The sequence below is a fragment of the Streptomyces sp. NPDC007907 genome (assembly GCF_042959365.1).
In the GTDB taxonomy this organism is placed as follows: Bacteria; Actinomycetota; Actinomycetes; order Streptomycetales; family Streptomycetaceae; genus Streptomyces; species Streptomyces indiaensis.
The window spans coordinates 472,064-494,408 of the sequence record NZ_JBIBKR010000004.1 but is presented as its reverse complement, the minus strand read 5'-3'; the positions used below and the strand labels follow the sequence as shown (position 1 = coordinate 494,408).

At 71.3% G+C, this 22,345-nt stretch carries 18 protein-coding genes; 1 reads left to right on the top strand and 17 read right to left on the bottom strand.

What is annotated here, in order from left to right:
* Positions 1 to 14: 14 nt before the first annotated feature.
* The 16 genes from ACFZDI_RS18545 to ACFZDI_RS18470 form a co-directional block, all read right to left on the bottom strand.
* The gene (locus tag ACFZDI_RS18545) at positions 15 to 1,223 is read right to left on the bottom strand and encodes a glycosyltransferase family 2 protein (protein ID WP_234845859.1); all 1,209 of its coding nucleotides are present in this window, start codon (positions 1,221 to 1,223) and stop codon (positions 15 to 17) included.
* Positions 1,224 to 1,425: 202 nt separating this feature from the next.
* The gene (locus ACFZDI_RS18540) at positions 1,426 to 3,540 is read right to left on the bottom strand and encodes a hypothetical protein (RefSeq protein ID WP_391251725.1); all 2,115 of its coding nucleotides are present in this window, start codon (positions 3,538 to 3,540) and stop codon (positions 1,426 to 1,428) included.
* A gap of 176 nt (positions 3,541 to 3,716) precedes the next feature.
* Positions 3,717 to 5,213 (bottom strand): bifunctional cytidylyltransferase/SDR family oxidoreductase, encoded by a 1,497-nt coding sequence (locus ACFZDI_RS18535; protein ID WP_361122299.1) that lies wholly within the window; start codon positions 5,211 to 5,213, stop codon positions 3,717 to 3,719.
* A 572-nt stretch (positions 5,214 to 5,785) separates the two neighbouring features.
* On the bottom strand, positions 5,786 to 7,336 hold the full coding sequence (locus tag ACFZDI_RS18530; RefSeq protein ID WP_391251723.1) for an alkaline phosphatase D family protein: 1,551 nt from the start codon (positions 7,334 to 7,336) through the stop codon (positions 5,786 to 5,788).
* Positions 7,337 to 7,653: 317 nt separating this feature from the next.
* Positions 7,654 to 8,001, bottom strand: a complete 348-nt coding sequence (locus ACFZDI_RS18525; RefSeq protein WP_391252271.1) for a hypothetical protein — start codon at positions 7,999 to 8,001, stop codon at positions 7,654 to 7,656.
* 86 nt (positions 8,002 to 8,087) lie between these two features.
* The gene (locus ACFZDI_RS18520; protein ID WP_391251721.1) at positions 8,088 to 8,381 is read right to left on the bottom strand and encodes an FG-GAP repeat protein; all 294 of its coding nucleotides are present in this window, start codon (positions 8,379 to 8,381) and stop codon (positions 8,088 to 8,090) included.
* 22 nt (positions 8,382 to 8,403) lie between these two features.
* Positions 8,404 to 8,823: an FG-GAP repeat protein gene (locus tag ACFZDI_RS18515; RefSeq protein WP_391251720.1), complete on the bottom strand. Its 420-nt coding sequence runs from the start codon at positions 8,821 to 8,823 to the stop codon at positions 8,404 to 8,406.
* 33 nt (positions 8,824 to 8,856) lie between these two features.
* Complete coding sequence (obgE, locus tag ACFZDI_RS18510; protein ID WP_234845852.1) at positions 8,857 to 10,293, bottom strand: GTPase ObgE; 1,437 nt, start codon at positions 10,291 to 10,293, stop codon at positions 8,857 to 8,859.
* Between the two features lie 124 nt (positions 10,294 to 10,417).
* Positions 10,418 to 10,672, bottom strand: a complete 255-nt coding sequence (gene rpmA, locus ACFZDI_RS18505) for a 50S ribosomal protein L27 (RefSeq protein ID WP_031107501.1) — start codon at positions 10,670 to 10,672, stop codon at positions 10,418 to 10,420.
* 14 nt (positions 10,673 to 10,686) lie between these two features.
* Entirely contained in the window at positions 10,687 to 11,007 is a 321-nt protein-coding gene (gene rplU / locus ACFZDI_RS18500) for a 50S ribosomal protein L21 (RefSeq protein ID WP_004931419.1), read from the bottom strand.
* A 229-nt stretch (positions 11,008 to 11,236) separates the two neighbouring features.
* Entirely contained in the window at positions 11,237 to 15,502 is a 4,266-nt protein-coding gene (locus tag ACFZDI_RS18495; protein ID WP_391251717.1) for an Rne/Rng family ribonuclease, read from the bottom strand.
* Between the two features lie 261 nt (positions 15,503 to 15,763).
* Positions 15,764 to 16,546, bottom strand: coding sequence for a TIGR03936 family radical SAM-associated protein (locus ACFZDI_RS18490; protein ID WP_234845850.1), 783 nt, complete (start codon positions 16,544 to 16,546; stop codon positions 15,764 to 15,766).
* 48 nt (positions 16,547 to 16,594) lie between these two features.
* Positions 16,595 to 17,929: a hypothetical protein gene (locus ACFZDI_RS18485; RefSeq protein ID WP_391251714.1), complete on the bottom strand. Its 1,335-nt coding sequence runs from the start codon at positions 17,927 to 17,929 to the stop codon at positions 16,595 to 16,597.
* A gap of 99 nt (positions 17,930 to 18,028) precedes the next feature.
* The gene (locus ACFZDI_RS18480; protein WP_391251712.1) at positions 18,029 to 18,496 is read right to left on the bottom strand and encodes a GNAT family N-acetyltransferase; all 468 of its coding nucleotides are present in this window, start codon (positions 18,494 to 18,496) and stop codon (positions 18,029 to 18,031) included.
* Positions 18,496 to 18,726: a helix-turn-helix transcriptional regulator gene (locus ACFZDI_RS18475; protein WP_234845847.1), complete on the bottom strand. Its 231-nt coding sequence runs from the start codon at positions 18,724 to 18,726 to the stop codon at positions 18,496 to 18,498. Before ACFZDI_RS18475 ends, ACFZDI_RS18480 begins: the two co-directional genes overlap by 1 nt.
* Positions 18,726 to 19,223: a DUF2975 domain-containing protein gene (locus tag ACFZDI_RS18470; RefSeq protein WP_391251710.1), complete on the bottom strand. Its 498-nt coding sequence runs from the start codon at positions 19,221 to 19,223 to the stop codon at positions 18,726 to 18,728. The genes ACFZDI_RS18475 and ACFZDI_RS18470 overlap by 1 nt, the downstream gene beginning before the upstream one ends.
* A 193-nt stretch (positions 19,224 to 19,416) precedes the next feature.
* On the opposite strand from ACFZDI_RS18470, the gene ACFZDI_RS18465 reads away from it, so the two are divergent.
* A complete protein-coding gene (locus tag ACFZDI_RS18465; protein WP_391251708.1) occupies positions 19,417 to 20,106 on the top strand; it encodes an ANTAR domain-containing protein in 690 nt (229 codons plus the stop codon).
* 194 nt (positions 20,107 to 20,300) lie between these two features.
* On the opposite strand, the gene ACFZDI_RS18460 is transcribed toward ACFZDI_RS18465, so the two are convergent.
* Positions 20,301 to 22,241 carry a DUF6777 domain-containing protein gene (locus ACFZDI_RS18460; protein WP_391252269.1) on the bottom strand — a complete coding sequence of 647 codons (1,941 nt, stop codon included), beginning with the start codon at positions 22,239 to 22,241 and terminating at the stop codon, positions 20,301 to 20,303.
* Positions 22,242 to 22,345: the final 104 nt, after the last annotated feature.

The window sequence follows — 22,345 nt, the reverse complement described above, 5'->3', positions numbered from 1 at the left end:
GCACCCCGCGTCGGTCACGCCGCGTGGCGTATCTCCCGGGACGTCAGCACGCGTCGGGCCTTGCGCACGGCGCGCCGCATGAACGTGTCGGCACCGCCCTCGCGGTACCCCGGGAAGGCACGGGCCTCCCGGGGCTCGGCCAGATAGACCGAGTCCGGGATGCCGGCGGCGCGGTCCCGGAAATGCGGGTAGGCCAGGTACACACGGCGGCCCTTCCTCTCCAGGAGGGCCGCCGCCTGCTTCTTGCTCTTGACGAACTGCACGACGTCCGGGAGCAGTTCGGGACGCTGCTCGGCGACCAGGTGCAGGCGCAGCCGCTCGTGGACCTTGAGGCGCTGGGCGACGCCCTCGGTCCAGTAGGTGTCCATCAGCGGCTTGGCGAGCTCGAACTTGTTCCGGCGGATCTCCTCGCTGTCCGTCAGGTACTTGGGCCCGAACTGCGGCAGCAGCGTGACGAGGAAGGGCCGGACCATCAGCTGGTCGCGCCGGGCGCCCGCGGGGACGAGTTCGGCGATGAGCTCCATCAGGGCCCGCGCGGAGTCGAAGCGCAGCGTGTAGCTGCCGCTCTTCGTCACGTGCTTGCCGTCTTCACGGCCGACAAGGTAGTAGCAGGTGTGGTCGGCGACCACGGAGACGCCGTCCGCCCGCAGGTACGCCTCCATGGTGAACAGCGCGTCCTCACCGGTGAACAGCGACTCGTCGAAGCGCATGCCGTGCCGGTCGAGGAGCGCGCGGCGGAACAGCTTCTGCGCGCTGAGGGTGAACTTGATGTTGGAGGAGAAGACGTCCGTCCGCTCCACCGTCCTGCCCCACATGGACTTCGGCGCCGAGCGGTTGACACCCTCGACCTTGCCCAGCACGACGTCCGTGCCGGCGCGGTCGGCCATGGCGACCATCCGCTCCAGGGCCTCGGGGCCCAGCCGGTCGTCGGCGTCGAGGAAGAACACGTAGCGCCCGGTGGCCTTCCCCAGGCCCACGTTGCGCGGGCCGCTGGGGCCGCCGGAGTTCTCCTGCCGGATCACCAGCACCTGCATGGGAGCCCGCTCGGCGAACTCCTCCAGGTACTCCCCCGTCCCGTCCGTCGAACCGTCGTCCACCGCGATGACCTCGACGCGCGTCGGATCGATGGTCTGTGCCTCGACGGACGAGAGGCACTCGATCAGATACGGCATCGCTTCGTACGCACCGATGATCACACTCACATCAGGCTGCGTCACGGTCACGTTTCCCCCTAGTCAATGGGATATTCCCCCCGTATCGCCTCATTCGCTACTTGAAAGACGGGTGATCCGGGCAAGCGGTTGCCTCGCACACGGGTCTTAGTGGGACACGTCACACAGTGATCGGACAGGGTGCGGGAAGGGAAAAGAGTTCGGCCCCGAGGAGAAATCCTCGGGGCCGAACTCTTCAGTCAGCGGCGGCGGTTCAGCCCGTGCCGACCTCGTCCGTGTCACCGGCGGAGGGCACCCGCTGCCCGGGCACGGCGTTCGCCAGCTCGGCCTCGCTCTCCGCGAGGGCGGCCGCGTCCCGCGACTGCTGGCCGACGTTGCGCGTCTCGGCCTTGAGCGCGAGGTTCGCAACGGCGGTGTTGAACTGCTCCAGCGAGGTCGGCTCGTCCGGGCCCAGCAGGTACTGCTTGAGCTCCTTGCGGTCCTCGGCCAGCGGGTCGGCCTCCGGGGCGCGGACCGCGCCGAGCAGCTCACCCAGCTCGCCGGCGCTGTTGGACAGGATCACCGCGGCACGCACCGCCGTGTTGTTCCGCTTGAACTCCTCGACGCCCACCCCGGCGGAATCCGTGACCGCGTACGGCTTGCCGCTCGCGATGAAGTCGGAGACCACGCTGGAGATGTCGGAGACCATCGCGTCGGAGACGTTGAAGCAGTCGTACAGCCGCGGCTCGGCACCGGTGATGACGCGGTGCTCCCAGGACGGGAAGGAACGCCAGTAGGCGTCGTTCCACTCGGCGCGCAGCCGGGCGACCTCCTCGTGCCGGGCGACGTCGACCAGCCCGTCACGGGTGGCCACGGCCTCGTCGCCGCGGTCGCCGCCGGAGCCGGACAGCTGCGCGAGACGGGCCTCGATGCGGCTCAGTTCGGCCTTGGCCTCGGCCTGGGCGGCGGTGTCGGCGATGAACCGCGGGTCGATGGCGCGCTCCGCGGCGGCCTTCTGCACCAGGGCGGTGATCCGCTGATGCGCGGCGCCGGCCTCCTTGCTGACGTTGCCGGTGAAGGGGTGCGGCTTGTACAGGACGCGGACCGGCGGATCGGCCGTCACGAGCTGCTGCACGATGTTCTCGCCGGCCAGCACCACCGAGGTGTTGCCCGGGTTGCCGTCCCAGCCCTCCCAGGTGGGGGCGTACAGCACCGTGGGGATGCGGCCCTCGGGCACGCCCTGCCAGGTCTGGATCGGGGCGAGCTGCGGGCGGCCGACCTCGACGATGTCGTCGTCGCGGACGCCGACGTCGGCGATGGCGTAGCGGTCGCGGCCCGCGCGGCCGGCCGTCCACACCTCGTCGTAGACCTTGCTGTACGGGTTGACGCTGGCGAGCTTGTCGCTGTCGCCGTGGCCGATGAAGACGTGCTTGATGGTGGGCACGCGCAGCATGTGGATGTTCTTGCCGACGTTGGCCGCGTAGAGCGCGACGCGCACCGTGGACAGGTCCATGTTCATCAGGTGCACCCCTCCGGGCACGCAGATGACGGGGACCGTGGTGGGCGCCAGGTTGTTCAGGATGGCCCGCTCACGCAGGATGATCAGCGGCTTGGAGTCCAGCTTCTCCATGGTGTCCAGCCACATGTTGACCTGGTACGCGGAGTCCTTGGAACCGGAGAAGTACAGCACCGTCTCCGGCTTGTACTCGCCCAGCCAGTCGTCGACGGCCGCCAGGACCGTCTCCGCCTTCGGCGGGATCCTCCGGTCGCGCACGTACGGCACCAGCGCCAGGACGTAGAGGGTGGCCACGGCCACCGTGATGCCGATGCCGATGAAGCCGACAAGGGCCGACTTCACCTGGGCGGCGACCAGGATGCCGACGACCGCCGCGAGGTCGAGGTGCAGCATCTTCTCGGCGGAGCGGTGCAGCAGCTTGCGCGGCGGGGCGTCCGGGATGCGGATGCGCGAGGCCAGGTCGACGTTGCGGGTGGCGACCGGCATGCGGCGGCGGTTGCGGATCAGCTGGACCAGCGCGCCGTGCGGGGCCTGCAGACCGTAGAAGGCGATGAAGCAGGCGATCGCCCCGTAGTAGATCAGATTGTCCGCGAGGGACAGCCGGGCCAGCAGCAGCACGAGCAGCAGCTGCCGTATCAGGAAGCGGATCGACAGGCCGGCCCGCACCTTGCCGAGGCGGTTGATCAGGTAGCTGCCCTTGCGGTGCAGATAGTGGTCCGCCAGGTACGTCACGGCGGCCGCTGCCGCGAAGGCGGGAACGCTCGGGACGAGCGCGGCCAGCATGAGGGCGGGGAAGCCCGCCACCATGAGGATCGCCGCGGCCAGCTCGGCCGCGCTGCCCACCCGGGCGACGCGAATAGCGGTGGATATCACGGAGAAACCTGCTCTTGGGAGGGGTGTGCCGGTCTTGGTTCGAGAATGCGGCTGGTCTGTGAATATTCGCGGGACGGTATGGATTCAGGCCCCTGCGAACACTCCGGTCGACGGCGAATACCGTGAACAGGAGAGCGCAGAGGCCTGAATTACCGAAGTCTATTTGGCGCCAATTATTACACGCCGTCCTGCCGGTCCAGCACCGTGGCCAGTGCCTGCTCGAAGCCGGAGGCGCGGGCCGCACCGGCCGTCGGGTCCTGCTGGCGGACGTCGATGACATGGCCGGTGAGCTCGGAGAGCAGCACGTCGAGGGAGGTGCGGGCCACGGCCTCGGAGGACAGCAGGGAACCCGCGGGCTCCTGGCCGAAAGCCTTGGTGCGCATGGGGGTGGCGGTGCGCTCGGGGTTGATGCAGTTGACGCGGACGCCCTCGCCGGCCCACTCGTCGGACAGGGCCTGGGTGAGGTTCACCATGGCGGCCTTGGTGGAGGAGTACAGGCTGTACTCGGCGCGGCCGCGGGTGTAGCTGCTGGAGGTGTACAGCAGCAACTGGCCCTTGGTCTCGGACAGGTACTTGTACGACGACCGGGCGATCTGCACCGGGGCCAGGTAGTTGACCTTCAGCGCCTCCTCGATGGTGGCGTTGTCGGTCTCGGCGAGCTTCCCTATGCGCAGCACGCCGGCGGTGTTGACCACGTAGTCGATGCGGCCGGTCTCGGCGTACGCCTTGGACAGGGCGTCGTCGACCTCTTCCGGGTTCTCCACGTGGGTGCCGGTGGTGGAGCGGCCGAGGGCGTAGACCTTGGCGCCGTAGGACTCGGCGAGTTCGGCGATGTCCTTGCCGATGCCGTAGCTGCCGCCGAAGACGACCATGGTCTTGCCGGTCAGCAGCTCACGGTAGGCCTCCTCGGAGACCTGCTCGGGCGCGGCCGTGGAGGCCAGCTGGAAGAGCTTGTCGGCGATGAAGACGTCGACGGGCTGGGTGACCTTCATGTTGTACTCGTCACCCGCGACGACGTGGATCGGCACGTCCGGCAGGTACTTGAGCACGACGGAGCAGTCGTCGGTGGCCTGGAAGTTGGGATCGCCGGCGGCGACCTCGTAGGCCCGCTTGATGGTGGACAGCTTGAAGGCCTGCGGCGTCTGGCCGCGGCGCAGCCGGGAACGGTCCGGGATCTCGGTGATGAACTCGCCGTCCTCGCCGTGCGTGCGCGTGACGATGATGGTGTCCGCGGACGGGATGGCCACGTCGACGGCCTGGTAGCGCTCCAGCGCGACGACGCAGTCGTCGATGACGCGCTGCGAGAGCAGGGGGCGCACGGCGTCGTGGAAGAGGACGTTGGCGTCCTCGCCCTCGGCCAGGCCCTCGCCCAGCGCGGCGATGGCGCGCTCGGTGGTCTCGTTCCGCGTGGAGCCGCCCTCGATGACCTTCGAGACCTTCTTGAATCCGGCCTTCGCGACGATCTTCTCGATGTCGGGCACGTAACCCGGCGCCATCAGCACGATGATGTCGTCGATCGAGTCGGCATTCTCGAAGGTGGTCAGCGTGTGCTCGATGACTGCCTTGCCGGCGATCTTCAGCAACTGCTTGGGGATCGACAGACCCACGCGCTGGCCGGTGCCACCGGCCAGGATCACTGCGGTGGTACGGGGCTTGGCTATGTGCTGGGACACAGGTGACCTACCTTGGGGCGACAGGGAACTCGGAAATGGTCCCACTTGTGGTTACCGCAATGCAAGGTGAGCGCCCTCCACCGCATATGTGCGCGCAACCTCTCATTCACCTGCCGACGCTGGTGATTGCGGATGGTTGCTCAAGCCCCGGTAAAAAGCGCTGTGAGTAACTGCACAGAAGCTCGGCGACTGCGGAGCCGCCCGGGACTGCGGTGACCGGGGACCTGCACGGGTTCCTCGGACATGTCCTGTGCACGGTACGCGCTTTGGCGGTGCTCCACGTACCGCGCCCGCCGCCCGCGGGGGCCGCGTACGGGGTCGTGGTGCGTGGATCCCCACTTCCCGCAGCCCACGGCGGCACGCGTTCTTCATTGACGTCCGGCCGCGAATACGGCTCTCCCGGCCGCTCATTGCCGCGGAATTCCCGGTCAGGATTCCGCAGCATTTCGGTCTCGGCGAGAGCGATGCGCCGCAAACCCGCGTCGGACTTCTCACACGACCGGGCCGCCGCGTAGGGAGAAGGGCCCGGGACTGCGGGAGTCCCGGGCCCTTCTCCCTACGCGGTGGCCCGGTCAGACGACCTCGACGCCCGGACGGCCCGCCTCGACCCTCAGCCGGGCCAGCGTGCTCGGGGCCGCCGTCGGCCGGCGCACCGTGTCGACCACCCTGACCTGGGCGTCGATGCCGTCGCGGCGGACGTCGAAGAGGTGGTAGCCGCGGTGGGCGTCGAGCAGCTTCCAGTGCGGGTTGTCCGGGCGCCGCGGGTCCCACTCCCTGCGGAAGGCGTCCTGGTCCTGGTCACCGTTGCTGGAGATGGAGGTGCCGACGAACTCGGCGCCGACGACGTCCGAGTCCGGGTCGGCGTAGTCCTCCTTGAGGTCGCTGATCATCGTCAGGTGCCGGTCCCCGGAGAGCACCACCGGGTTGCGGACCTGCTGGAACTCCTCGAGGAACTGATTTCGTTCGGCCTGGTAGCCGTCCCAGGCGTCGTAGAACCAGAGCTTGCCCTCGCCGACCTTGAGGTCCGTCTCGGCCATCATGATCTGGGAGGCGATGAGGTTCCAGCGGGCGGGCGAGTCCTGCAGCCCGTTGAGCAGCCAGCGCTTCTGCCGGGCGCCCAGCATGGTCAGGGAGGGGTCCTGGGCGCCCTCCTGGCTGGTGGCCTGGTCGCTGCGGTACTGACGGGTGTCCAGGACGTTGAGGCGGGCCAGTCGGCCGAACTCCAGACGGCGGTGCATCCGGATGTGCGGACCGTCCGGGGCGGCGGTGGCACGGACCGGCATGTGCTCGTAGAACGCCTGGTAGGCCGCGGTCAGCCGGGCCACGAACGCGTCGTGCGGCTGCTTGTCCGGGTCCTGCGGGATCTCGCCCGCGAAGTCGTTGTCCACCTCGTGGTCGTCGAAGGTCACCACGAAGGGCGCGTTGGCGTGCATCGCGGCGAGATCCGGGTCGGTGCGGTACTGGGCGTACCGGTTGCGGTACTGGACGAGGCTGTAGGGCTCTCCGGTGCCCTCGTGCCGTCGTACGGCCGTCGCCGAGGGCGTGGACTCGTAGATGTAGTCGCCGACGAACACCACGACGTCCGGGTCCTGCTCCAGCATGTCTGCGTATGGCGTGAAATAGCCGTGCTGCCAGTTCTGACAGGAGGCGAGGGCCAGGCGCAGGGAGCCACCGGAGCTGTGGGGGTGGGGCGCGGTACGGGTGCGGCCGACGGGTGAGAGCTGCCCGCTGGTGCGGAAGCGGTACCAGTACGTACGGTCCGCGCGCAGGCCGCGTACGTCCACGTGAACGCTGTGCCCGTACTCGGGCCGGGCCTGGGCGGTGTCCTGCCGGACCGGCTTTCTGAAGCGCGGATCCTCCGCGAGCTGCCACTCCACGGGCACCACCCGGTCGGGCATGCCGCCGCCGTTCAGCGGGTCCGGGGCGAGCCTGGTCCACAGCACGATGCCGTCCGGGAGTGGGTCGCCCGAGGAGACTCCGAGACTGAACACACCGTCGGGCAGCGGCGTCTCGGCCGCGCGGGCCACGGCCGGGAGCCACAGCTGGGCGGAGGCCGCGGCGCCGAGCACCGCGGCACCGGCGGTCAGAAAGCGGCGTCGGTCGGGGGTTGCTGCTCCGGTCATCGGCTGACTCCCTTACCTCGCGGGCCACTTGGACTCTGGGAAGCTTCACGTCCGCGGGCGGTCGGCCCGCTGAACACCGGGGTTCACGTACATGACAACTAAGCAGACAAAGAGAGACTCGCCGCCAGCATCGGAACAAGCCGTTGCCGGGGCGAGTCTGACAGATGTTCAGCGGGCGGTCCGGGAGCCGGGCCGGGCACCTGGGGCGGGCGCGGGTCCCGCGGTCAGCGGGTGAATCCCGCGCCGAGGGAGGAACCGTTCTTCACGGTGCCGAGGGTGCCCGCGCCGAAGCTGACCGAGCCGGTCGCGGTGGCGTGTCAACGGGGTTGGGCAACGCCCAGAATCCGCCGTCCCGGTTCTCGCCGACGGCGCCGGCGAACAGCTCGCTCCTGCCGTCGCCGTTGACGTCGAGCGGCTTGGTGTCGGCGCCGAATCTGCTCCGCCGTCCCCGGGACGTTCCCGGTGTTCTGGTTCAAGCTGGAGGCGCCCTTCCCGGTGAGCCCGGACCGGCCGCCGCGCAGGACGGTGACCTGGTCGGCCGCGTACACCTCGCCGATTCCCTCGCTCGTGCTGCCGGTGGAGACGTCCGTGTAGCCGTCGGCGTCGACGTCGCCGACGGAGATGGCCCCGCCGAACGTGTCCGCCCACTCCGAAGCACCGGGCACCCCCGGGCTGTCCTGCGTGATGATCGTCGTACGGGAGGTGTCGGGGCCGTCGGCCGAGCCGTGCACCAGGCCGATCCGGCCGCCCTTCAGCAGCGGGTCCTCGAGATCGACCTCGCCGAAGCCGTCGTTCGGGCGCCGATGACGAGGTCGGCGTAGCCGTCCTTGTCCACGTCAACGACGCCGAGGCTCTCGCCGCCGCGCATGCGCGTGCCGTCCGGGTTGTTCACCGGGGCGGGGGCGCTCAGGCCGTCGCGCGTGCCCCGCAGGAAGACCGCGCGGCGGTGCTGGTAATCGGGGTCGTGCATGTCGTCGTCGCTGCGGTCGTGGATGAGCGCGACCAGGTCCGTGATGCCGTCGTGGTCGACGTCCCCGGCGGCCACGTCGTCCGTGAAGTACTCGGCCTCAAGAGCCAGGGTCCGGCTCTTCGCAGCGCCCGTGGTGCGGTCGAACGGCCCGTACAGCAGACGGTTTTCCGGTGGCCAGATCGAGATGACCGTCGCCGTTGAAGTCGCCGAGCGCCGGGGTTTCCGCGTCGACCCGGTCCTCCTCGGTACCGGTGGCCACGGCCGTACCGCCGGACAGGCCCCGCTTCCCGCCCCACAGCACGGCGAACGTGCCGGCCGACTGGACCTCTCCGACGTCCTCGCCCGGGGCGCCCACGACCAGGTCGGCCGCGCCGTCGCCGTCGAGGTCGCCGACGGCGAGACCGCTGCCGTAGTCCTCGCCGGTCTCCGAGACGCCGGGTACGCCCGGGGTGTTCTGGCCGACGATCTGCTTGTGCTTCAGGTCGAGGCCCTTGGCCGAGCCGTACACGACGGCCACGTACCCGGCCCGGGCCTTCCCGCGCTCGGGATCCTAGAACGGCTCGAAGTCGTCGTACTCCTGCTCCGCCTCGTCCCGCTCGGCCTGCCGGTCCCTGCGGCGCTGCGCGGCCGGCCGCGCTCCCTCGAACCGGTGGTCCTCACCGCGCCGGCCGAGCATCTCGGCCCCGGCCGTCACGGACGGCTCCCAGTCGAAGACGACCGCGTTCTCCTCGGGGCCGATGGCGACGCCGTCGCCGCCCCGGGCACCCGCCTTCATCAACTGCTCCTCGACACCGAGCCGGTTGAGCCGGTCCGCGAGGTAGCCGACTGCCTCGTCGTTGTTGAAGTCGGTCTGGCGCACCCAGCGTTCGGGCTTCTCGCCGCGCACCCGGAACAGGCCGTCGGCCTCGCGCGTCACGGTGAAGCCGGTGTCGTCCACGGCCTTGGGCCGGATCACGATCCGGGTGGCCTCTTCCTTCGGCTTCGCCGCCCGGGACGTCGCCACGAGCTCCGCGAGCGCGTACGACAGCTCCTTCAGGCCCGTGTGCGCCACGGCCGACACCTCGAACACGCGGTAGCCGCGCGCCTCCAGGTCGGGCCGCACCATCTCGGCGAGGTCCTTGCCGTCCGGCACGTCGATCTTGTTCAGGACGACGATCCGCGGCCGGTTGTCCAGCCCGCCGTACTGCCGCAGCTCCTCCTCGATGATGTCGAGGTCGGAGGCCGGGTCGCGGTCCGACTCCAGCGTCGCGGTGTCCAGGACGTGCACGAGCACACTGCACCGCTCCACGTGCCGCAGGAACTCCAGGCCCAGCCCCTTGCCCTGGCTGGCACCGGGGATCAGCCCGGGCACGTCGGCGATCGTGTAGACCGTCGAACCGGCCGTGACGACACCGAGGTTGGGCACGAGGGTGGTGAAGGGGTAGTCGGCGATCTTCGGCTTGGCGGCGCTCAGCACCGAGATCAGCGACGACTTGCCGGCACTCGGGTACCCGACGAGGGCCACGTCGGCGACCGTCTTCAGCTCCAGGACGATGTCCTGGAGGTCTCCCGGCTCGCCGAGCAGCGCGAACCCGGGCGCCTTGCGCCGCGCGGAGGCCAGCGCCGCGTTGCCGAGCCCGCCCCGGCCGCCCTGCGCGGCGACGTACGACGTGCCGTGCCCGACCAGGTCGGCGAGGACGTTGCCCGCCTTGTCCAGCACCACCGTGCCGTCCGGCACCGGCAGGATCAGGTCCTGGCCGTCCTTGCCGAAGCGGTTGCCGCCCTCGCCGGGCTTGCCGTTGGTGGCCTTGCGGTGCGGGGAGTGGTGGTAGTCGAGCAGCGTGGTGACCGACTGGTCGACGGTGAGGATCACGTCCCCGCCGCGCCCGCCGTTGCCGCCGTCCGGTCCGCCCAGCGGCTTGAACTTCTCACGGTGGACGGAGGCACAGCCGTGGCCTCCGCTACCCGCGGCGACGTGCAGCTCGACGCGGTCCACGAAGGTGGTCATGGTGTGTGCCTCCAGGTGCGTACGTATGTGTACGGGGTTCTACGGGGTTGTTCTCTGCGTAACACGCGAAAGGCGGACCCGCTTCCCGGGAGGGAAGTGAGGTCCGCCTCGCGAAAGTGTCCGATCAGGCGACCGGAACGATGTTCACGACCTTGCGGCCACGGTGGGTGCCGAACTGCACCGAACCGGCCTCGAGGGCGAACAGCGTGTCGTCGCCGCCACGGCCGACACCGGAGCCCGGGTGGAAGTGGGTGCCACGCTGACGAACCAGGATCTCACCCGCGTTGACGACCTGACCGCCGAAGCGCTTCACGCCGAGCCGCTGGGCGTTGGAGTCGCGACCGTTCCGGGTGGACGATGCGCCCTTCTTGTGTGCCATTTCTCCTCAGTCCCTTACTTCGCAGCCGCGGGGATCTCAGTGACCTTGATCGCCGTGTACTGCTGGCGGTGGCCCTGGCGACGGCGGTAACCCGTCTTGTTCTTGTAGCGCAGAATGTCGATCTTCTGGCCCTTGTGGTGGTCCACGACCTCGGCCTGGACCTTGATGCCGGCCAGCACCCACGGGTCGCTGGTCACGGCGTCGCCGTCGACAACGAGCAGGGTCGAGAGCTCGACCGTGTCGCCAACCTTGGCAGTGGAAATCTTGTCAACCTCAACGATGTCGCCGACAGCAACCTTGTGCTGGCGACCACCGCTGCGCACGATGGCGTACACGCGGAACTCACTCTCTCGCTCGGGAAACGGCACCCCCGCAGGCCAGCCGCCCGACTCAGCGAGCGGCCTCTCCTGGGCGCCCGGCGCCCGGAGGATGAGGTTTACGGGGATGTGACGCGTCAGTCGACACGCCGAAGGTCAAGGTTACGGGGCCGCGGCCGAAAGGGTCAAACCGAGTCGGACCCGCCGCCCGTGCGACCGGTCACGCCGGTCGCACGGGCGGGGGATCTCAGCCCTCGTCGGTGGAGGCCGAGACGGAGGACGCGGACGACGCCGACTGCTCCGCCGCCACGGTCTTCTTGGACGCGGTCTTCTTGGCGGCGGTCTTGGTGGTCTTCGCCGCCTTCTTGGCCGTCGTCTTCTTGGCCGCGGTCTTCTTCACAGCCGTCTTCTTGGTGGTGGCGGCCTTCTTCGCCGTGGCCTTCTTGGCCGTCTTGCGGGCCGTCTTCTTCGCGGGGGCCGACTCGTCGGCGGCCTCCTCCGGGACGGCGCCGTCGGCGGCGGACGCCCCGGCGGCCGGCTCGGCAGCGGCCTCGGAGACGCCCTCCTCGGACGCGGCCGACGGGACGACCACGACGGCCGTCTCCTCGGACGCCGTGGACGCCGTCGGCTTGCGCACGGCACGGCGCCGCGGACGGGCCGGGGCGGCGCTCTCGGCGGGCGCCTCGGCGACGGGCTCGGCCACCGGCTCGGCCGGTGCCTCGGTGGCCTCGGCCGCGAGCTCAGCGGGCGCGGTCTCGGCGACCGTCAACACGGCCGCCTCGGCGCCCGCCGGGGAACCGGCCGGAGCGGACACCTTGCGGGTGGCCCGGCGCCGGGTCCGGCCCTTGGGCGCGGCCTCCTCCGCCGGAGCGGCGGGCGCGGCGGAAGCGGTGGGCGCGGCCTGTGCGGCCTCGACCACCGGGTCCTCCACGGCCGCCGGCTCGGCCTGTGCCTCGGCGGCCGGCTCCGGCTGCACGGGACGGGCGGCCTCCTGCTCGGCGGTCACGTCCTGAGCCGTCGGCGCCTCGGCCACGGCCTGCGCGGCCCTGCCCCTGCCCCGCCGGGTCGTCTCCCTGCTCTCCTCGGCCTTCGGCTCGGCCGCCTCCCCGCGCGGGGAACCCGCCGGGGCCGACGCCCGCCGGCTCGCCCGGCGACGCGAGCGCCCACGGCCGGCCGCGGCCTCCGCCTCGGCGGCGCTGCTGTACAGCTCCTCGTCGGGCTCGAAGGCCGGCGCGGGCAGCGCGACCGGCTCGGCGACCTCGGCGACGACCTCCGCCTCGCTCTCCGCCTCCTGCTCGGCGGTCTCGGCGGTCTCGACGGCGGCCTCGTGCACGTGCGGCTGCTCGGCGGCGCCGGCACGGGCGCGCTTCTTGCGCTTGCCGCCGCCTCCGGGAGCCGTCGGCTGCTCCATGTGGACGATGACACCGCGGCCGTTGCAGTGGACGCAGGTCTCGGAGAAGGACTCCAGCAGCCCCTGTCCGACCCGCTTGCGGGTCATCTGCACGAGGCCCAGCGAGGTCACCTCGGCGACCTGGTGCTTCGTACGGTCCCGGCCCAGGCACTCCAGCAGGCGCCGCAGCACCAGGTCCCGGTTGGACTCCAGCACCATGTCGATGAAGTCGATGACGATGATGCCGCCGAGGTCGCGCAGCCGCAGCTGACGCACGATCTCCTCGGCCGCCTCCAGGTTGTTCCTGGTGACGGTCTCCTCGAGGTTGCCGCCCTGGCCGGTGAACTTGCCGGTGTTGACGTCGACGACGACCATCGCCTCGGTCCGGTCGATCACCAGCGAACCGCCGCTGGGCAGCCAGACCTTGCGGTCCAGGGCCTTGGCGAGCTGCTCGTCGATCCGGTACGTGGCGAAGACGTCGACCTCGGAGGTCCACTTCGACAGCCGCTCGGCGAGGTCCGGCGCGACGTGCGAGACATAGCCGTGGATGGTCGACCAGGCCTCGTCACCGCTGACGACGACCTTGGAGAAGTCCTCGTTGAAGATGTCGCGCACGACCCGGACGGTCATGTCCGGCTCGCCGTAGAGCAGCGTCGGGGCGTTGCCGCTCTTGGCCTTCTTCTGGATGTCCTCCCACTGCTGCTGCAACCGCTCGACGTCCCGGCGCAGCTCGTCCTCGCTCGCGCCCTCGGCGGCGGTGCGCACGATGACGCCCGCGTCCTCGGGGACGATCTTCTTGAGGATGGTCTTCAGCCGGGCCCGCTCGGTGTCGGGCAGCTTGCGGCTGATGCCGGTCATGGAGCCCTCGGGCACGTACACGAGGTAACGGCCCGGGAGGGAGACCTGGCTGGTCAGACGCGCGCCCTTGTGGCCGATCGGGTCCTTCGTCACCTGGACCAGCACCGACTGGCCGGACTTCAGGGCGGACTCGATGCGGCGCGGCCCGTGGGCCATGCCTAGCGCCTCGAAGTTGACCTCACCGGCGTACAGGACGGCGTTGCGGCCCTTGCCGATGTCGATGAAGGCGGCCTCCATCGACGGCAGCACGTTCTGCACCTTGCCGAGGTAGACGTTGCCGACGTACGAGGTCGCCTGCTCCTTGTTGACGTAGTGCTCGACGAGCACGTCGTCCTCGAGGACGCCGATCTGCGTGCGGTCGCCGTGCTGGCGGACGACCATCACGCGCTCGACGGCCTCGCGGCGGGCCAGGAACTCGGCCTCGGTGATGATCGGCACGCGGCGGCGGCCCTGCTCGCGGCCTTCGCGTCGGCGCTGCTTCTTGGCCTCCAGACGGGTCGAGCCCTTGATGGACTGCACCTCGTCGGACGGTTCCGTCTTGGGGCGGGGCTCGCGGACCTTGACGACCGTGCGCTCGGGGTCGTCGTCGGAGGGCTCGGAGTCGGTGCCGGAGTCCCCGGCACGGCGGCGGCGCCGACGGCGACGGCGGCTGCTGCTGGAGCCGCTCCCGCCGGACTCGTCGCGGTCGGTGGTCTCCTCGGAGTCCTCGTCGTCCTCCTCGGCGCCGTCCTCGCCGTCCTGCGCGGCGGCAGCGTCGGACTCGGCGGCGGACGCCTCGCCGCCCTCGCCGTCGGCGGACTCGCCACGCCGGCGGCGGCGACCGCCGCGGCGACGGCGGCGGCGCGAGCCGGTGCCCTCGGACTCGTCCTGCTCGTCGTCGTCGGCCTGGTCCTCGGCGGACTCGTCGGCCTCCTCCGCCTCCTCGGCGGCGGTGTCGGCGACGGCGGCCTCGGGGGCCTGCGCCTCGGGCTCGTCCCCGGCGCCCCGGCGCCGGCGACGGCGACGCGAGCCGCCGCTCTGCTCCTCGCGCTGGACCTCGGCCGGCGCGGACTCCTGGTCCTCCTCGGGCTCCGTCGCCCCGGCCGCCTCGGCGGCGGCAGCGGCAGCGGCCCGCTCCGGCGTCTGGAACTGGGGCTCGGTGAAGACGGGCGCCTGGAACAGCGCGACGGCGGGCCGCCGCGGACGCGAGGGCGCCTCGCTCTCGCTGTCGGCCGCGTCCGCGGGCACCCGGGCGGCGGCCTTCGAGGCCCTCCCGCCCCGGGTCGGCTGGGCGGGCTCGGCGAAGCCGCCGGCGGCCCGGCGCACGACCCGGCGACGGCGACGCGGACCGGCCTCTTCGGCCGGCTCGGCGGCCTCACCGGCGGGTGCCTCGGAGGCGACGGCCTCGGACGCACGGGCGGGCTCGGTGGCAGCGGCCTCGGCGGCGGGAGTCTCGGAGGCAACGGCCTCGGACGCGCGCTCGGGCTCGGCGGCGGGAGTCTCGGTCACGGGTGCCTTCGCCTCCTCGGCGGTCACCTCCGCGGTTTCCGCGGTCTCCGTGGCGGAGGGCGCCCCGGCAGGCGCGGACGCCCGCCGCGAGGCACGCCGGCGGGTCCGGCGCGGAGCAGCCTCTTCAACGGCCTTTTCAGCGGTCTGTTCAGCGGCCTCTTCGGCGGCCTCGGCGCGGTCGGCCGCAGCCGACGGCTCGGCGGTGTCGGCCACGGCCGGTGCCGCGACCGTCTCGGCCGCCTCGGCCGGAGCGGCGGCGGGTGAGGTCACGGTGCGGGTGGCGCGGCGGCGGGCGCGCTTAGGGGCGGCCTCCTCGGTCGCCGCGGAGGACGCGGCGGCCTCGGCAGGCTCGGTCGCCTCGGTGTCCGCCGGGGTGGTGGCGGTCACCGGGACCACGGTCTCGGCGGCCTCCGCGGCGACGGGAGCGCCGGCAGGGGCGGAGGCGCGGCGCACGGCGCGACGGCGCTTGCGCCCGGCGGGCGCGGCGTCCTCGTCGCTCTCACCGGCTGCGGGCGTCGCGGCGGCAGCGGTCGCTGCGGGGGCCTCGGCGACCTCGGCGGCTGCTTCCTCGGCCTCGCCGGACTCGACGTCCGCTGCGAGTTCCTCGGCGTCGGCGGCCGGTATGGCCGGCGCGACGGTCTCCACCGGCGTGTCGGAGGAGGCACCGGTGGGCGGGCCCGCCGGGCGGGACGCGGCACGGCGCCGCCGGCGGGGCGGCAGGGTGTCGCTGGGGGTGTTCTGTTCGGAACCCTCTGTGGGTTCGGTCGGCTCGAGCATGCGGGCTTGTCTCCCGTCAGGCTCCCGGGCGCCGCGCCTGGTCCGGCGTATGCCGGTGACGTCCGCGGCGCGCGCTGTGCGCGTTCGCCGCCGTCCGGGGCGCGGGCGCCGCACGGGAGCTCTCTGTGTCCTGTCTCGCCGGTTCCGTACGCCCAATGCGTACGGCCTGGCGAAAGTCTTCTGGTCGGTGCGCTGCCCGACCCAGGTGGCTCCCGAGTCCGAGGGCGGCGCTACGACGTCCGTCCCTACGCGGGACCTTCCTTATGCCGGCGCCGTCGCGGTGGCAGTCGGTTCGGCCGTTGGGTGGGCCTCGGCTGCCTCGCGGTCGGGCGCGAGCGGGTCGGTCACCGTGCCGGTCTCTTCATCGAACAGCCCCTGCGCCAGCCTGGTCACCGCTGCGGGGACCGGCGGCGCCAGGTCGGCCACGGCGCGGAGACCGGACAGGACGTCGTCGGGTCGTACGGCAGGCGTCACGTGCCGAACAACCAGCCGCAGTATCGCACAGGGCTGGTCGGTCGGCCTATCAGCCTGCGAACTGTGCGTTTCCGTGAGGTCGCGGACCTCCAGGCTCGCCACGGCGGCGCGGGCGTCGAACGTACGGACGCCGTTCTTGGCGAGGCGCTGGACCTCGACCGTCTCGGCCGCGTTGAAGGCGTCCGCCGCTCGGCGGGCCTCCTCCACCGGCACTCCGTCCAGCCGGAGCTCCCACACGGAAGCCGTCAGCCGGTCGGCGAGCCCGGAGGTACGGGCCTCGACCGCGTCGGTGATGTCGAGGCCGGTGGGCAGCGACTCGTCGAGAAGGGCCCTGAGCTGCTCCGGGTCGCGGGGCGCGGTGAGCGCGATCTCCAGGTATTCCGCCTCACTGCCCGTGCCGGTGGGTGCGGCATTGGCGTACGACACCTTCGGGTGCGGTGTGAAGCCCGCCGAGTAGGCCATCGGCACCTCGGCACGGCGCAACGCACGCTCGAAGGCGCGCTGGAAGTCACGGTGGCTGGTGAACCGGAGGCGGCCGCGCTTGGTGTAACGCAGTCGGATGCGCTGCACCGCGGGTGCGGGCGGCGGGCCTTCGGGCTGTCGCTTGCCCAGTGTCGTTCAGTCCTTCGTGAGAGCGGTCGTACTGCTTCCAAGAGTACGTGCCCCGCGCCCTGATGGTTCCCGGCGGTCGACGGGCCGCGGTCGGCGCGGTTCGCCGAAGAGCATCCGGCGGACGTCGGCGCGGGCCTGTCGTACGGACTCCCGGGCGGCGGCCAGTGCCTGCCGGGTGGCCCGCCCCACGCTGCGGGCGGCCTCGGCAGCGGGCCGCAGGACGGCGTCCCGCACGGCGTGCCCGACGGGCGTCAGCACCGTGCGGTACACCCACCGCACCGGCTCGACGAGGAGCCACCGGAAGAGGGTGCCGAGGAACCGTCCGACGGCGAGCGAGATGTGTCCGGCGACGCGCCAGGCGTGCCCGAGGGCATCCCACACCTCCCGGCCGATGACGGCGAGGACGCGTCCGGCCGGCGTGAGGATCCAGCGCCAGAGGGCGAGCGCGGGCAGGACGAACAGGATCCGGGCGATCCAGTACAGGGCCGTCCCGATGCCGGTGAGGATCGTGCGCACCAGCCACACGAGCCCCTTGGCGCACCAGGCGATCGCGCGGCCGACGGGCGCGAGCACCCAGGTGTACAGCCAGACGGCCGGTACGACGACGAGGTGCTTCGCGAGCAGGGCCACGACGGTCCAGACGCCGATGCCGAGTGCGGCGAGCCCGGCGCCGAGTCCCTTCAGGACCCACAGCACCGCGTGCCCGACGGGCGTGAGCAGCTGCGCGTACACCCAGCCGAGCCCGGCACCCACGCCCCTGGCGATCCAGCCGGCCGCGGCCCCGATGCCCCGGGCGGCCCATGCGATCGCATGCCCCAGCGGGGTGAGGACCGAGCGGTAGAGCCAGACCAGGGGGACCACGACGAGTGTCTGCGCGAGCCAGCCGAGTGCCTTGCCCACCGGCACGACGACGTAGCGCCACAGCCCCACGAACGGCCAGACGAACACGGCCCGCGCGAGCCACAGCAGCGCCCGGCCGAGCGGCCGGAGCAGCGTGTCGTTCAGGAACCGCCCGGCCACGACGAGCGCGTCCCACAGCATCCGCAGGGGGACGACCAGGACGAGCGCGATGATCCGCACGGGGATGCGGATGGCGACGGTGAGACAGCCCTCGGGCCCCGGCGGCTCGCGCGGCACGGGCGGCGTCCCGTCCGGCCCCTGGGGCACACGGGCCGACTGAGGGGGCAGCTCAGCTGCCTGTTGGGGCAGTTCGGCTGCCTGTTGGGGCAGTTCGGCTGCCTGTTGCGGCACCTCGGCCGACCGCCGGGACGGGTCGCCCGGCCCCTGGGGCAGGTCGGCCGGCGGCTCGGAACCCTCGCTGGGGCGCTTCTCCAGATCCATACCGTCGTAGACGCCCTCAGTGCCCCGTCCGGATCCAGCACCGCACAGCCCCGCCCCGTTCTCCCGCGATTCCTCCACTCGGCCGCAAGATCATACGGCTCACCCGCGGGCGAGCTGCGCCTGCAGCAGCCGGGGCGACTCCTGGAAACCGCTGCGCGCGTACGCGGGGACGGCCCGCGGGCTGGAGTGCACGGTCACGCGCTCCAGCCCCAGCTCACGGGCTCCGTCCAGGACGGCCCGGATGAGCCGCCCGCCCAGTCCGCCGTCGCGTGCCTCGGGTACGACGTAGACGCACTGCAGATCACCGGAGGCCCGTCGCGGGGCCCGGGGCGTGGGTACCCGCTGCACTACGGCGAGCCAGGCCATTCCGATGACCCGGTCGTCCCGGACGAGCACGATGCAGCGGTGTGTTCCGGCGTTCTCCCGTGCCCAGGCGACGAAGTGCCGTACGAAGGCCCCGGGTTCGCCGAGGTCCTGTGAGCCGTTCTCGACGAGCCACTCCCACCGGAGGGCGGCCACGGCCGCGAGTTCGTCGGGCCGGGCCGGGCGGATGCTGATGTTCTCCATCAGCGCATTGTCGGCTCCGTCGCGCTCTCCGTCTCCCAGCGCAGCAGATCCCCCGGCTGGCACTCCAGCACCTCGCACAGCGCGGCCAGGGTGGAGAAGCGGACCGCCTTGGCGCGGCCGTTCTTGAGGACGGCGAGATTGGCGGGGGTGATGCCCACGCGTTCCGCCAACTCGCCCACGGACATCTTGCGTTTGGCCAGCATCACGTCGATGTCGACGACGATCGGCATCAGATGACCTCTTCCAGCTCTGCCTGCATGCGGGCCGCCTCGATGTCACGTGCGACGGCCTGCGCGAGCAGCATCCGCAGCACGAGCACGACCAGGGCTACGCCCAGCACGGCCACCACCACCCCGCACAACAGGAGGACCACCCCGGGTGCGACGGCCTCGCCCGGCGCGAGCACGACGGCGAGCGCGAAGACCAGCAGGGCGGCCGCCACGAACGCGCCGATCACGAGGTGCACGTAGCGGAAGGCAGCCGTGGAGAACACCGTGCCGCGACGCACCATCGTCACCAGCCGCCACACGCAGACCACGACGACCTGAGCCGTCACGATACCCAGGACGATGATCACGAGGACCGGGGTGCGCAGATACGCGTACTCGGGCCTGAGCCCGTTCATGTCGACGGCCAGCAGCGGCACCATCACCGCCTGGACGAACAACGATCCGGCGAGCAGCACCACGAGCACCCCACGCAACGCCGCCACGGCCAGCTTCCCCATCGCCACTCCCTCGATCGAACCGCGATGGAAATCTATCGACATTCGATAGATGACGCAAGGGTGGCGGCCCGAGCGAGAACCACGGCGTGCGCCGTGCCGGTGTGTGCGACCCGTGACACCGTGGCAGAAGAAAGGAATGCCCGGCACTCGGAGCACCTGGAAAGTCCGGAGCACCCGGCCGAGGAGGACGACGGTGGACTGGCGCGCGTTCGCACAGCAGATGGCGTCCATGGCGCGTGACCTGCTCGCCCAGGAGACGGTCGGCGCCACCCTGCGGCACATCACCAGGGCGGCCACGGAATGCGTGGCCGGATGCGACGCGGCCGGCATCCTCCTCCTGCGCGGCAAGCGCGCGGAGACGCTGGCACCCACCGACGACATGGTGATCGAGAGCGACCGGCTGCAGGAGCACCTCGCGGAGGGTCCCTGCTTCGACGCGGCACGGACCAGCGTCGGGGAGCGCGTGTTCCGCATCTCCGACTTCACCGCCGCACAGGAACGCTGGCCCGCCTACGCCGCGCGCGCCCGCGATCTGGGCGTGGGCAGCATGATGGGCTTCCTGCTGTACACCGACGACGAGGATCTGGGCGCGCTCAATCTCTACGCGCACCGGCCGGGGTCCTTCACCGACGACAGCGAGACGGCCGGCTGGCTGCTGGCCTCGCACGCCGCGGTCGCCTTCTCCAGCGCCCGCAGCCATGCCCAGATGGAGCAGGCCATGGCCACCCGGCACACCATCGGGGAAGCCATGGGCATCCTCATGGGCAGCCACCGCCTCACGGAGGACCAGGCCTTCGACGTGCTGCGCCGCTACTCCCAGGAGAAGAACATCAAGCTCCGCGAGGTCGCCCGGCGGGTCTGCCACGAGGGCCGCCTGACCTGACGGCTCCCCCAGCACACATTCTGAACTGGGGGAACCTAGTCGGGTCGATCCCCCGGGGGAGCGTCACCGACTCGACCTCCTCTGCGGGTCCCCCTCAGGGCGGGGCTCTCACCTCCGGAAGTGCCCTGGTGAAACGGACCGTCATGGGCGCCACATGAGCCGGGGCCAGATCTCACGCGCCGACGTGGCTGTTGTCACGTGTGTGGCGGGGTTACCTCCGGCGGGGGCGGGGGCGCGGTTACCTCCGGCTCAGGCGTGGACGACGGCGCAGGCACCTCAGAGTCGGGCGAAGGCGTGGACGGGGGCGCAGGCACCTCGGACTCGGGCGAGGGTGGGGGTGCGGGCACCTCCGGCCTGGGCGACTCCTCTTCCCCCGGCTCCGAGCAGTCGGGGGCCTCCCTCTGCACCGCGATCTCGTAGTCGCTCTGGCTGCGCGGATTGGAGTTCTGGGCGGTGAACGTCATGCCGTTCGTGCCGGAAACCCCCCTGCTGGGCTCTCCGGTGGGATGGATATTGATCTTGAGAACCGGTGGTGTCGCGGACACGGTGTACGTGCCGGGGGGTACCACTCCTCGGCCGGTCCCGTCGCTGCCGGTGTCGATGACGTGTTCGCCGACCCGGACGAAGGAGTCCGGCTTGGTGTCGGCGGTTTCATCGCCGGGGCAGGCCTCCGTGGTGATCACCTTGATGCGCAGTGCGGTACCGGGCTTCGGAGGCTCGGGCTCGGAAGTGCCCGGCGGAGGTACACCCGGCTCCTGGCCGGGCTCGCCGGGCTGCGGCTGGCCCGGCTCTCCTGGTCCGGGCGGGGGCGCGACCCCCTCCCGCGTTGCATCCGCCCCACCCTGCGGTTCCTGGTTCGCAGGTGGCCGCCCATTCCCCGCCGTGTCGGGCGTCCCACCAGCGTTGCTCAGCGCCAAGCCGCCGGCGGTCAACAGCGCGGCCACTCCCAGACCTGCGAGGATGGCGGGCCAGCTCAGACCGCTCAGGAATCCGGCGAGGGCGCGGACGAGGCCGCCGAGGAGCGCGCGACCGAGCGTGAGGGCGGCCATGACGGCGGAGGCCATCTGACCCAGAAGGTGCTTGCCCGAGTTCCACAGGCTCTGCGCCGTGTTTCTGAGCGCGGGCCACCACTGGCCCGGGTTCCTGAGCAGATCCCATGCGGACCGCCCCACATCGGCGACCTTCGACAGCACTTGGCGCCCCTTGTCCGCGCCCTTGTTCATCCATCCCTTGAGCCAGTCGATGCCGGCGCCTCCGTATTGCCGTACGCGTTGCAGGAGCGACATCAACCGGTCCCGCGGCCCGGCCTGGCTCGCCTGGCTCGCTGAGGCCTCGGCGGCGGCCACGCCCTCGCTCACGGTCGGAGCGGCTTGGCCCGCGTAGCCGGACGCCAGCCGGAACTTCTCCCGGCTCTCCAGCGCCCTGCCCCAAGCTTCTCTCAGACCTTGATAGGAGCGATCCGCTTCGCGCCAAGCGTCCTTGAGTGGCTCGATCTGTCTCCGGAGCTCGGGTATCAATGACTTCGCCGGGTCATCGGCGGGCAGCCGATGCAGGCGCCACAACTGTTCCCGGACTCGCTCATACTCCTGCAACCTGCGGGATGCTTCGTCCTGCCAGCCGGGCAGCCACTCCCTGATGCGCGTCATCTCGTCGAACTTGGGGGCCAGTAGTCGCAGCTGCTCCGGGTTCAGCTGTTGCAGGTCCTGGAGCGTCAACCGGGCGTCGCGCAGTTGCTGCGCCGTCATGCTCATCAGGTCTTCAACGCTGTACATCACGCCTCCTCGGACGGCTGCAGTAACCCGGGGGGCTTGTAGGATCATGATCACGGCGAACCGCCCGCCGGCGACGCACTGCCGGACGAGCCACTGCCGGGACCTGACCGCGGGCGGCGGCAGCAGCGGATTGCCGCAGGCAGAGCGCACGCGCTCCGCCCCGTACCGGTTCACCAGGGCCGCGGTGCCAGTCGGCGGGGGCGCCTGAAACGGCACCGCGTGAGCGTCGCGAAAACCGAGGTCGGCGATCCGGGCGTCCGAGGTCGGTGACACGGGGGTGGGTGTCGCGACGTTTCGAGGTATATCCGCCGAGCTGACGCCGAGGCCCCCCGCCCGGGCTCTGCCCCTGCTCGGGCTCTGGATGGCGAAATCGACGACGCATCAACGAGACGACGCCACCCGGAACCATGATCACGATCGCCTTACACCGACGCGCAGATTCCCCCTCTTTCGAGGGCGGCGTCTGT

Coding starts and splice junctions, on each gene's coding strand:
- ACFZDI_RS18475 (WP_234845847.1), bottom strand. CDS start 18,726: ATGCCGATCGTCGTCGACATCGACGTGATGCTGGCCAAACGCAAGATG.
- ACFZDI_RS18480 (WP_391251712.1), bottom strand. CDS start 18,496: ATGGAGAACATCAGCATCCGCCCGGCCCGGCCCGACGAACTCGCGGCC.
- ACFZDI_RS18470 (WP_391251710.1), bottom strand. CDS start 19,223: ATGGGGAAGCTGGCCGTGGCGGCGTTGCGTGGGGTGCTCGTGGTGCTG.
- ACFZDI_RS18495 (WP_391251717.1), bottom strand. CDS start 15,502: ATGCTCGAGCCGACCGAACCCACAGAGGGTTCCGAACAGAACACCCCC.
- obgE (WP_234845852.1), bottom strand. CDS start 10,293: ATGACCACCTTCGTGGACCGCGTCGAGCTGCACGTCGCCGCGGGTAGC.
- ACFZDI_RS18485 (WP_391251714.1), bottom strand. CDS start 17,929: ATGGATCTGGAGAAGCGCCCCAGCGAGGGTTCCGAGCCGCCGGCCGAC.
- rpmA (WP_031107501.1), bottom strand. CDS start 10,672: ATGGCACACAAGAAGGGCGCATCGTCCACCCGGAACGGTCGCGACTCC.
- ACFZDI_RS18530 (WP_391251723.1), bottom strand. CDS start 7,336: ATGACCGGAGCAGCAACCCCCGACCGACGCCGCTTTCTGACCGCCGGT.